Below are 11,981 nucleotides of genomic sequence, written 5' to 3' on the forward strand. Positions count from 1 at the left end.
TTTTATCATAGCCCTTTTCCCTTAATCTTTCAATAGAAATATTTTTAGGACTTCTTCCACTGGCATTAATGCCATAAAGCTTTCCCTCAAAATAAATTAAGGCAAACATATCGGAACCAAGTCCATTTCCTGTTGGCTCAACTACTGGTAGGGTCATTGATGCGGCAAGAGCAGCATCAATGGCATTTCCCCCTTCAAGAAGAATTTTTGCTCCTGCACTAGTTGCGTAGGGAGAAGATGTGGCAACCATTCCATTCTTCCCAAAAATAACTCTTCTTGTTGATGGATAGGGATAGCTATTATAATTAAATCTCATAAAATCATCCTCTGTGTTTTATAAAAAAGTAGTGTCTATTTTCTTAAAAAGAAATTAAAAAATCTTATAAATCCATTCTTATTGATAATACTTCTAAATAATAAATTTTTAGAATTTAAAAATAAACTTATTATGCTTTTATATTTAAAATGAAAATTTACAATTATTTAAGTTTTTCTCAATAATTTTTATTTTAGCATTTTATAAAAAATATAATGCTCTCAACAAAGATAATTCTATAATTAATTAGTAAATAATTCAACATTAAGAAATTTTAACGCAAAAAAAGAGGCTTCATAATGAAACCTCTTAAAATTTAATTTACCTTTGCCATCTTCTCTTAGTTTTTTTCAATTCTTTTTTGAAATTTTTAAGATTTTCTTTGTATTCATAGGCATCGTAAACTTTTATTTTTTTGTTGTATTTGTGAGCTAAATCAAAAACTCTTTCTTTATCTTCTTCTTTAAAGAAGAATCTTCTTGTCAAATCTCCTTTAGTAAAATAAAGAAGAATTTTACCTGGCTCATTGGGTTTTTTCTCATAAGTAATTGCATCGATTTTTGACCATTCCCAAACTTCATTGGTCTTTGTGATCTTCATATCATTACACATCTCAAGACCCTTGCTAGTCACTGCCACATACTTTTTTGTAAGTAGTGAGAGCAATAATAAGAGTGCCAAGAGAAGAGTTAGCTTATACTGTGTGAAAATACCCAAGATAATTAATACGGAAGTGACTACATAGGCATATTTTTCAGAAAATGTTTTTCTTGGATTTACATATTCGTATTTAATCGCTTCGCTGTCATCATCCCAAGGCAATTTTATCTCTGACACATAATCACTTCTTTCTATAAATATTAGTGAGGAAAGTTTAATTAAGCACTAAGTTTTGGAGCTTTTCCTTCTGCTCTTCTTCTTTCAAGAGCTGCCATAGCTACTTCTCTAGCTGCTTCTGGAGATTTAGCTTGTTTCTTCATTGTAGTCTTACCAAATAGATTTGTATAAGATCCGTCAGCCCAGAATATATTTTTACCAGCAAATGCTGTTACGCAAGCGTAAATTGGGTTTAGTAAGTTAACAAATGCAAATGGGAAGAATGCAAGTGGATTAACACCAAGTGTTCTAAATTGGTAAGCACCACAAGCTGTCCATGGGAACATTACTGCCCAAAGAGTACCAGCATCTTCAAGTGTTCTTGATAACATGTTTCTTGCAAGACCAAGTTCATCATATTTTGTATCATATAGAGGAGCAGGAACACCGATTCCTAAGAATTGGTCACACATTGCTGCGTCACAGAAGATAGATGTAAGCATTGTAGCAAGAACGATTCCACCAACAGAGTTGATTCTATTTTTAATTCCACCAAATAATTTTTCAACGATACCACATTTTTCAAGAGCACCACCAAAGGATACTGCAAGAATAATAAGGTTGATTGTCCACATTTGGTTATCCATACCACCTTTAGCAAGAGCACCATCAAGGAATTCATTTCCTGTTTCAATTGATGGACCATAGTGTAGGATTGAGAATAAATCTGCTACTGAATATCTTTGTTGGAAGATAAGAGCAAATATAATACCAACTGCAACTGAACCAAGTACGCCTGGAAGACCAGGGATTCTAAGAACCATGATTAAAACAATAACTAGAATTGGAAGTAAAACTAGTGGGTTAACGTTGAAGTTACCTGCGATTGCTTCTCTAATACCATCAGCAATTGTTGGATCATATCCAGCGCCTGCAATATTCATACCTAAAACAGTATAAATAATAAGAGATATTAAGAAAACAGGACCAGTTGTAGAAACCATAGCTGCAACGTGGTCAAATAGACCTGTTCCAGCAACACCTGCTGCAAGGTTAGTAGTATCAGATAGTGGAGAGAATTTATCTCCAACATATGCTCCAGATATTACCATACCTGCTGTTAGTGCAGGGTTAATTCCAAGACCAGTACCAATTGTCATAAATGCAATACCTACAGTTGCTGTTGCAGTCCAAGATGAACCACATGCACAACCAACTACTGCACAAAGTAAGCAACCAACTGGTAGGAATGTTTGTGGTGATATAAAGTCAAAGTCCATAATAGATAAGAGCTGGAATTGTACCTGAAATCATGAAAGATGATACCAATAGACCTACAGTAAGTAAAATTAAAATTGCATCCAATGTCGCTGTTATTCTGTCAATAATACCAGACAACATTTCTTCAAAAGTATGTCCGCAAATTACACCAATAGTTACAGTAACTATAAGTGCTATGATTAGTGGCATGTGAGCTGCGTCATAAGCCTCATCACTGAATTTGAAAACATATACCATTAGAGCTACCATTGTTATAATAGGTAGTATTGCTTCGAAAAAACTAGGTAGTCTAACAGCTTTTTGACCGTCGTTCTTCATATAATTACCTCCTTAAAACATATTGTCGAGCATACCATAAAAAATTTAATATGCCGGCGATACATTATGTGAAATTTTTGTATCGCTGAAAATGTTTTCTAAGCTAATCTTACTCTACTGGAAGATATAAGTCAACTATATTTTATAAAGATTTTTATCTTACACTTAATTTTATACAATAACTTAACTTGATTACATGCTAATTTAATACAGTATAGTGGATGTCTAGCTTTGCCATAGAGTATGCTTTAGCTCTTATTTAGTCTTAGTTAAAAGCGATGAAAAATTGTATTTTATAGTGTTTATTAATTCCATTTTACTATTAAACTCTATTTTTTTAACAAAATTTCATAAGTTATAAATAAATTTTCCCTATCAAATCTATAATAAAATCTTTGTGACAAAGTTTTCATAAAACATTTTTTTAATTGGTGATTAAGTCTTTATTTATAGTTTTTACTTTAAAAATCTCTTAACTAATATGAATAAAATTATTTTTGTCAAAAAAATAAGAGAGCACACGCTCCCTTATTTCAATTCATATAAAATTTTTCCAAAATTATTTTACTAATTTTCTGTCTTCAACAACTAATTCTCCATCAACATAAACTTGTTTACATAGGTTTGTGCCAAAGAAGTAAAGTGTGTAATCAATATTGTGGGCATCAAAAATTGTAATATTTGCTCTCTTGCCCTTGTCAAAAGATCCAATAGTTTCAGCTCTGTCAACTGAATAAGCAGCATTAATAGTTACTGCATTGTAAACTTCAATTGGAGTAAGTTTCATTTCAAGACATCCAAGTTGCATGATGAATTGAAGATTTGCTGTTGGACAAGATCCTGGGTTTGAATCTGTACAAAGTGTAATAGCCATTCCCTTTTCAAGCATCTTTCTTGCTGGAGCATAAGTGTCTAGCATTAATGAGAAAGTTGTTCCAGGAAGTAAGTTTCCTATTACATTTGCCTTTGATAGGGTTTCAATTTCTTCTTCATCTACTACCATTAAGTGTTCTGCAGAAACTGCTCCAACCTTAGCAGCTACATCAACACCACCAATGTTTTCAATTTCATCAGAGTGAATTCTTAGTTTAAAGCCATGTTCTTTTGCAGCTGTCAAAATTCTTTCAGATTGTTCTGCTGTAAATACTCCCTTTTCACAGAATACGTCACAGAATTCTGCAAGATTTCTCTTTGCAACTTCTGGCATCATGTCAATTACAATGTCCACATATTCATCAGAATTGTCTTTATATTTTTCATGAATTACGTGAGCTGCCATAAAAGTTCTCACAAGTTCTGTTGGAAAATCTTTATTTAATTTTTCAAGAACTTCAAGTTCTTTAAGTTCTGTTTCAAGAGTAATACCATAACCACTCTTAGCTTCAACAGTAGTTACACCGTGAACAAGCATGTGTTCAAGAAGATCTCTTGTCTTGTCATAAAGTTCTTCAAAGCTTGCAGATTCAGTAGCTTTTAATGTGGAAAGAATTCCTCCACCAGCTTCAAGAATTTCAAGATATTCCATACCGTTAAGCTTCATTGCAAATTCATTTTCACGACTTCCACCATATACTAGGTGAGTGTGAGCATCTATAAGACCTGGAGTTGCAACTTTTCCAGTAAGATCAACTATTTCTGTATTGTCATCTTTTAGATTTTCGTAGCCATTTCCTTCGCCAACTTCTAGAATTTTGCCATCTTTAATTGCGATATAAGCATTTTCTAAAATTTCTGCTTCATTCATTTCTTCGCCTCTTAGAGGTCTACCTATATCCTTAGGTGAAAAAACTTGATCAAGATTAACTAAAATTTTATCCGCTTTCATATTTCCTCCTTAATTTTTACATCCATTATATTTTCATTATACCCAAGAGAATTTTAAAATAAAGAAAAAACACTAAAATAAAATTTCTAACTTTTTTTAATTCTTCAAATTTTATAAGCTATTAAATTTACTTCAATATAAAAATATAAAACAATAAAATAAAAATATAAAAATTTTAAATTTCCCCATAAAATTTTCCTAAAATAACTTAATTTTTTAATTTTTATATAATTATATGGAATTTTTGAAAACGATTCATTTCATGAGTTATCGTGATAAATCAATCATTTATAATTGTGATGCTTGCTCTATATCTAGCAAATATCACATTCTTTTTACTTTTTTACAAAACATTTATAAATAAAAATAAAAAAATCAGGAAATTAATTTCCCTTTGTATTTACTTTTTAAAAGTTTTAATTTATAATGTCTAATAAATGGAGGTTGATAAAAGTGATAAATAATCATAACGCAGACGTTCAAAAGATTATGAAGGTACAAATCAAAAACCTTCCAGAAAAAAAATCTTTTGAACAAGGAATTAGAAGAGCTCCTGATAGAGGATTTAGACTTTCAAAGGATCAAACTAAAATTGCTCTTAGAAATGCTCTAAGATATATCCCAGAAGAATATCATGAAGAATTAATTCCTGAATTTTTAGAAGAACTTACTACTAGAGGAAGAATCTACGGATACAGATTCAGACCAGAAGGAAGAATTTACGGTAAACCAATTGATGAATACAAGGGAAATTGCTTAGCCGGAAAAGCTTTCCAAGTAATGATTGACAACAACTTAGACTTTGAAGTTGCTTTATATCCATATGAACTTGTAACTTATGGAGAAACTGGTTCAGTTTGTCACGACTGGATGCAATACAACTTAATCAAACAATATCTTGAAATTATGCACGATGACGAAACTCTTGTTATGGAATCTGGTCACCCACTTGGACTATTTAAATCAAGAAAAAACTCTCCAAGAGTTATTATCACTAACGGTCTAATGGTTGGTCTTTATGACAATCTTGACGATTGGGAAATTGCAGAAGAAATGGGAGTTGCTAACTACGGACAAATGACTGCTGGTGGTTGGATGTACATTGGACCACAAGGTATTGTTCACGGAACTTACAACACTATTCTTAACGCTGGTAGATTAAAACTTGGTCTTGGCGAAAAAGACAACTTAGCTGGTAAATTATTCGTTTCATCTGGACTTGGTGGAATGAGTGGTGCTCAAGGTAAAGCCGGAGATATCGCAGGTGCTGTATCTATCATCGCTGAAGTTGATATTTCAAGAATTGAAACTAGACTTGAACAAGGATGGATCAAGAAACTTGCTGAAACTCCTGAAGAAGCTGTTAAGCTTGCTCAAGATGCTCTTGAAAAGAAAGAAGCTCTTTCTATTGCCTTCCACGGTAATATCGTTGATCTTCTTCACTATATGGACAAAAATGACATCCATATTGACCTACTTTCTGACCAAACTTCTTGCCACAACGCATACAATGGTGGTTACTGTCCAGTAGGAATTACTTTCGAAGAAAGAACTGAACTATTAAGAACTGACATCAAGAAATTCCGTGAACTTGTTGATGAAACTCTTAAACAACACTTTGAAGTTATTAAGAGCCTTACTTCTAAGGGAACTTACTTCTTCGACTATGGTAACTCTTTCTTAAAAGCTATCTACGATGCTGGAGTTAAAGAAGTTTCTAAGAACGGTAAAGACGATAAAGACGGATTTATTTGGCCTTCTTATGTTGAAGACATCATGGGACCACTTCTATTTGACTATGGATATGGACCATTCAGATGGGTTTGCCTAAGTGGTAAACACGAAGACTTAATTGCAACTGACCACGCTGCAATGGAATGTATAGATAAAGACAGAAGATACCAAGATATGGATAACTATATCTGGATCAGAGACGCTGAAAAGAACCAATTAGTAGTTGGTACTCAAGCAAGAATTCTTTACCAAGATGCTAAGGGTAGAGTTGACATTGCTCTTAAATTCAACGAACTTGTTAGAGAAGGAAAGATTGGTCCTGTTATGATGGGTCGTGACCACCACGATGTATCTGGTACAGACTCACCATTCAGAGAAACTTCTAACATTAAAGATGGATCTAATGTAATGGCTGACATGGCTACTCAATGTTTCGCAGGTAACTGTGCAAGAGGTATGTCTCTTGTTGCTCTTCACAACGGTGGTGGAGTTGGTATTGGTAAATCAATCAATGGTGGATTTGGTCTAGTACTTGACGGATCTGAAATGGTTGACGAAATCATCAAACTTTCACTTACTTGGGACGTAATGAGTGGTGTTGCTAGACGTAACTGGGCTAGAAATGATCACGCAATTGAAGTTTCTAAAGAATTTAACGAAGATAATGAATTCGGACACATTACACTTCCTTACCTTGTTAAGGACGAATTAATTGATAATGCTGTTGATTCACTTAATATCGACTAATAAATAATCTTAAATTGCCCTGCAGGAAACTGTGGGGCTTTTTTTATGTCTATTTCTTTTATTTTTATAAATTATAAATGTAAAAAATTCATGGTATAATCTACTCATAAAGAGGTGAACTATGAAAAATTATTACTTTAAAGAAAAGTTTTTTAAAATAACAGACCACTATCCTATCTTAGATGACGATGGAAGAGAAGTTTATTATGTAGACCAAGATTTTAAACTCATTGGCTATAAGGCTAGAATTTCTGATAAAAATAAAAATCCCATAATAGAAATTGACAAAGAAGTTTTTAGTCTACTTCAAAAATTTAATGTTAATTTTTCTGACGGCAAGTTTATGAGACTTGAGTCAAAGATAAGTTTTCTAGTTAGAAAAGTTCAAATAGACTTAAGTGGCGAAAGTTTATATCTAGAAGGAAAATTTCCAGATTTAAATTTTCAAATCTTTAAGGGAGAAAAAATTATCGGAGAAATCGAAAAAGCTCTTTTTGCCATGGCTGACAGCTACAAATTAAGTGTTTACGACGAAAATTACACAGAAGCCCTACTTGCCATCACCCTTTGTCTAAATAATATAAAAGATACTGCTAGAGCCAACGCTAATTCTGCTGGATAAATTAATTTTAAACATTACAATAAAAAATCTGCAAAGAAATATTAAACACATAAGACTTGTTAATATTCTATGCAGATTTTTATTTTTGTAAAATTTTTATTTTTAGTATTTTATAACTGAATGAACTTTTTCACCTTCAAGGACTTCTCTTCCCTTTAATCCTTCAAGCTCTGCCAAGAAAACTAGGGATGATACTTCCCCCTTCAAACTTTCAACAAGCTTTAAACAAGCCTTTGAAGTTCCACCAGTTGCAAGTAAATCATCAACTATTACGATCTTTTCTCCTGGATCTATAGCATCTTCATGGATTTCAATTGAATCTTCGCCGTATTCAAGGTCATAGGATTCACTTAACTTGTCCCAGGGAAGTTTACCTGGTTTTCTAACTGGTATAAATCCCTTATTTAGTTTGTAGGCAAGAGCTGCACCAAAGATAAAACCTCTTGCTTCAATTCCTATTATCTTGTCCACATCACTGTCAATTTTTTCTGCCATTTCGTCCACTGCTTTTTTGAAGGCATCTTTATCCTTTAAAAGAGTTGTGATGTCCCTAAAAATAACTCCCTCTTTTGGATAATCTTCAATTGCACGAATTGTATCTTTTAATTCCATAATTTCCCCCATTCCCTTATAGTATACCATCTTTATTAGCCAATAAAAACTTTTAATAAAATCCTTTTAATGGTATAATATGTTAAATTTTGGAATTTATCCAGAGGTGAATTATGAAGAAAAAAGATTGTAATAAATATGAAAAAGAAGTGAGAAAGGCTAGCTTTGGCGAAGCTAATTTTTACCTTTTTATCCCTCACTATAATTATGTTTATCAGCATAATAAAATATAAAGAGAGTCCTCACATACCAATGTTAATTGGAGTATTAATAGCATCTCTTGTTGCACTTAAAATCGGATACTCTTGGAAGTTTATTGAAAACTCCATGATAAAAGGAATTTCTCAAGCTATGCAGTCCATAATTATCTTGGCAATAATTGGAGTTTTAATTGGTGTGTGGATTTTAGCAGGCGTTGTGCCAACAATGATTTATTATGGTCTTATGATTTTAAGACCCTCTATTTTTTTAATAGCCACAGTTATAATTACATCAATCACTTCTCTTGCTACTGGCACAAGTTGGGGTACTGCTGGAACTATGGGTATTGCCCTTATGGGAATTGCAAGTGGACTTGGCATTCCTGCACCTATTACTGCAGGTGCAGTTTTATCTGGAGCTAATTTCGGAGACAAAATGAGTCCCCTATCTGATACAACTAATCTTGCACCAGCTATGGCAGGTACAGACGTATTTACTCACATAAAATCTATGTTTAAACCAACAATTATTGCCTATGTTTTAACTCTAATAATTTTTGGGATCTTATCTATTAAATATAAGGGGTCTTCTGCAGATTTATCTAATGTAAGTGTAATTGCAAAGGGACTAAAGGATAATTTTACAATTACTCCAGTTTTATTGCTGGCTCCCATAGTTGTAATAATTTCTATTGCTAAAAAACTTCCAGCAGTTCCTGGGATAACTCTCGGCATAATTATCGCTGCTATCTTAGGACCAATTTATCAAGATATAAATTTTGGGGATATTTTATCAGCAGGTCTAAATGGTTTTGTTTCAAATACTGGGCTTGAAGCAGTGGATAAACTTTTAACTACAGGTGGACTAAACAACATGATGTCTTCCATTTCTCTTACAATAATCGCCATGATGTTTGGTGGAATTGCTGAAGAAACGGGAATCCTTGAATCCATTGTAAAAAAATTCCTTCACAAGGTAAAATCACTAGTTGGACTTGTAATTTCTACAATTTTAACTTGCCTATTTACAAATGCAACTATGCCTGAACAGTACATCTCTATTGTTGTTCCTGGCAGAATGTTTAAAAATGAATATAAGGAAAGAAATCTTGACCCAGTATTGTTGTCATCAACTCTAGAATCAGGAGGAACTGTGACATCTGCCATGATACCTTGGAATACTTGTGGAACTTATATGTCCACTGTTCTCGGAGTATCCACTGTTCACTATCTTCCTTTCCTAGTTTCTAATTTGTTAATGCCCCTTGTTCAAGTAATTGTTGTGGCAATAGAAGCTAATAAATATAAGTTAGATGCAAATTCAAAATAAAATATAAATTATAAAGAAAACTTTTATATATTTTCACATAAAGATTCTTTCACCAATTGAAAAGTCACCTCTTTTTGATATAATGTTTAATGGAATAAAAAAAGAGGTGTGATATGTATAAGGATATAATTGGTGGACTTACAAATTCTGCAAACACTAAGAAAAATTTACTTGAAAATTCCCTTTTTAAGTACATGGTCGCTTCAGTTCTTGCAGGATTTTTTATTGGAATGGGAATGTTAATCATGACCCTATCTGCAAGTGTCTTTTCAGGACTTGAAATTCCAGCTGTTAAATTTATAAATGGCTTTGTCTTTTCCCTTGCCCTTTCCTTTGTAATCTTTGCTGGTGGTGAACTTTTCACAGGTAATGTCCTTGTGACAAGTATTGGAAGATTAAACAAAAAAATTGAAACTTCCACACTTTTAAAGATTTTAGTTTTTTCCTACATAGGAAATCTTTTGGGATCAATTTTAATTTCTTTCTTATTTAAAATGACAGGAGTTTCTCCTGAATTTAATGAATCACTATTAAATCTAGCAACAACAAAGTCAAGTTTTGACTTCACTGCCCTTTTATTTAAGGGAATAATGTGTAACATTCTAGTTTGTCTTGCAGTTTTAATTTGCTCTAGACCCATATCTGATTCATCAAAATTAATTTTAATCTTTTGGTGTATCTTGGCTTTTGCAAGTCTTGGTTTTGAGCATAGCGTGGCAAATATGACTTGCTTTGCCCTAGCAAAGATGTTAAATCCAGAATTTACTATTGGGCTAATTCTAAAAAATTTAATACCAGTTACTATTGGAAATATTATTGGTGGTGGCCTTGTGGCAATTACTTATAATACTATTGCAAGTGACAAATAATTTTTTAAAGGCAGACTTTGGTCTGTCTTTTTTTTGTGAGCTAAGTGGAACTTTTCTCTTTTTTAATTTATAATTAAAACTAAATTTTCATTTAAGGGAGGAATTTAGATGGACATAATAAAATTAGCTAAGGAAAAATGAAAATCTCTCAATAAAAATTAGAAGAGACTTACATAAAATTCCTGAACTTGAGCTTGAACTTCCAAAAACTGTAAAATATGTAAAAAATGAGTTAGATAAATTTGGCATTTCCTATAAGGAATTTGTAAAGGGAAATGGACTTGTGGCAACAATTAAGGGAAAAGAAAGTGGAAAGTGTCTTGCCATAAGAGCTGATATGGATGCACTTCCCATAAAAGAAGAAACAGGTCTTAGCTTTGAGTCTACTCACGAAGGATGTATGCACGCATGTGGTCACGATGCCCACACTGCAATTGCCCTTACAGCTGCAAAAATTATAAATGAAAATAAAGACAAATTAAAAGGTTCTGTAAAGTTTATCTTCCAACCTGGTGAAGAAGTGCCAGGTGGCGCTGATCTTATGATAAAAGAATCTTGTCTAGAAAATCCTAAGGTGGATGCAATAATTGGAATGCACTGCGGAAAACTTGCCGATATTCCTCAAGGCTATATTGGATTTAAAGATAATGAACTTATGGCATCAATGGATATTTTTTCTATTAAAGTAAAGGGCAAGGGTGGTCATGGTGCAAATCCTCAACTTGCTATTGATCCCATAATTATTTCAGGAGAAATTCTAATGGGACTACAAAAAATTATTTCAAGAGAAATTTCTCCCGTGGATAGAGCTTTAATATCTGTATGTAAAATTAATGGTGGAACTTGTCAAAATATAATTCCTGATGATGTTGAAATGCTTGGAACATCTCGTGCCTTAAAAGAAGAAACAAGAGACTTAATTGAAAAAAGAATTGCTGAAGTCTCAGATGGGATTGCTAAAAGTTATGGTGGCTCTGCAGAAACAGAATACAAGAGATATTATCCTGTTTTAAAGAATGATCCCAACTTTACATCCTATGTAAAAAATATCACTTCTAAGCTTTTCCCAGAAGACATCTTTGACTTAAAAGAACCAACAATGGGCAGCGAAGACATGGCATTTTATCAAGAAAAAGTCCCTGGCAGCTTTTTATTTCTTTCAAATTTAAGAAAGGCAAAGGATGGAAAATATTATCCAAATCACAGCCCAAAATTTGATTTAGATGAATCGCTTTTTTACAAGGGCATTGCAATATTTGTAGCAACAGCTTTTGACTTTTTAAAATAAAAAACTAATTTAAAAATTTTCAC

The 11,981-nt window shown here is 32.8% G+C and carries 9 protein-coding genes and 1 pseudogene; 5 read left to right on the forward strand and 5 right to left on the reverse strand.

Translation table 11 applies throughout. The features are described 5' to 3' along the window. From HGPT_RS05575 to hutI, 4 genes and pseudogenes are all read right to left on the reverse strand, one after another. Window positions 1–316, reverse strand: a 316-nt coding sequence (locus tag HGPT_RS05575) for a gamma-glutamyltransferase (protein ID WP_040542687.1), incomplete at its 3' end; no start/stop codon positions are given. Between the two features lie 321 nt (window positions 317–637). After that, window positions 638–1,153, reverse strand: a complete 516-nt coding sequence (locus tag HGPT_RS05580; protein ID WP_019138848.1) for a hypothetical protein — start codon at window positions 1,151–1,153, stop codon at window positions 638–640. 41 nt (window positions 1,154–1,194) lie between these two features. Then, window positions 1,195–2,731: pseudogene (gene nhaC, locus HGPT_RS05585) on the reverse strand (Na+/H+ antiporter NhaC). Window positions 2,732–3,290: 559 nt separating this feature from the next. Further along, complete coding sequence (gene hutI / locus HGPT_RS05590) at window positions 3,291–4,556, reverse strand: imidazolonepropionase (protein ID WP_019138849.1); 1,266 nt, start codon at window positions 4,554–4,556, stop codon at window positions 3,291–3,293. A 489-nt stretch (window positions 4,557–5,045) separates the two neighbouring features. Between hutI and HGPT_RS05595 the strand changes: the two genes are divergently transcribed. Together HGPT_RS05595 and HGPT_RS05600 are read left to right on the forward strand one after the other, a co-directional pair. Continuing rightward, entirely contained in the window at window positions 5,046–7,037 is a 1,992-nt protein-coding gene (locus HGPT_RS05595) for a urocanate hydratase (protein WP_425357427.1), read from the forward strand. A 121-nt stretch (window positions 7,038–7,158) separates the two neighbouring features. Beyond that, window positions 7,159–7,659 carry an LURP-one-related/scramblase family protein gene (locus HGPT_RS05600; RefSeq protein ID WP_019138851.1) on the forward strand — a complete coding sequence of 167 codons (501 nt, stop codon included), beginning with the start codon at window positions 7,159–7,161 and terminating at the stop codon, window positions 7,657–7,659. 102 nt (window positions 7,660–7,761) lie between these two features. Here HGPT_RS05600 and HGPT_RS05605 read toward each other — a convergent pair whose 3' ends face one another. Next, window positions 7,762–8,271: an adenine phosphoribosyltransferase gene (locus HGPT_RS05605; RefSeq protein ID WP_019138852.1), complete on the reverse strand. Its 510-nt coding sequence runs from the start codon at window positions 8,269–8,271 to the stop codon at window positions 7,762–7,764. Window positions 8,272–8,478: 207 nt separating this feature from the next. Here HGPT_RS05605 and nhaC (HGPT_RS05610) point away from each other — a divergent pair, with 207 nt between their 5' ends. From nhaC (HGPT_RS05610) to HGPT_RS05620, 3 genes are all read left to right on the forward strand, one after another. Beyond that, window positions 8,479–9,801: a Na+/H+ antiporter NhaC gene (gene nhaC / locus HGPT_RS05610; protein WP_081578510.1), complete on the forward strand. Its 1,323-nt coding sequence runs from the start codon at window positions 8,479–8,481 to the stop codon at window positions 9,799–9,801. A 113-nt stretch (window positions 9,802–9,914) separates the two neighbouring features. Next, window positions 9,915–10,670, forward strand: coding sequence for a formate/nitrite transporter family protein (locus tag HGPT_RS05615; protein WP_019138855.1), 756 nt, complete (start codon window positions 9,915–9,917; stop codon window positions 10,668–10,670). A 157-nt stretch (window positions 10,671–10,827) separates the two neighbouring features. Beyond that, window positions 10,828–11,958 carry a M20 metallopeptidase family protein gene (locus HGPT_RS05620; RefSeq protein WP_245544169.1) on the forward strand — a complete coding sequence of 377 codons (1,131 nt, stop codon included), beginning with the start codon at window positions 10,828–10,830 and terminating at the stop codon, window positions 11,956–11,958. Window positions 11,959–11,981 lie beyond the last annotated feature (23 nt).

This window comes from Peptoniphilus timonensis JC401 (assembly GCF_000312025.1).
GTDB classification, from domain to species: Bacteria; Bacillota; Clostridia; order Tissierellales; family Peptoniphilaceae; genus Peptoniphilus_A; species Peptoniphilus_A timonensis.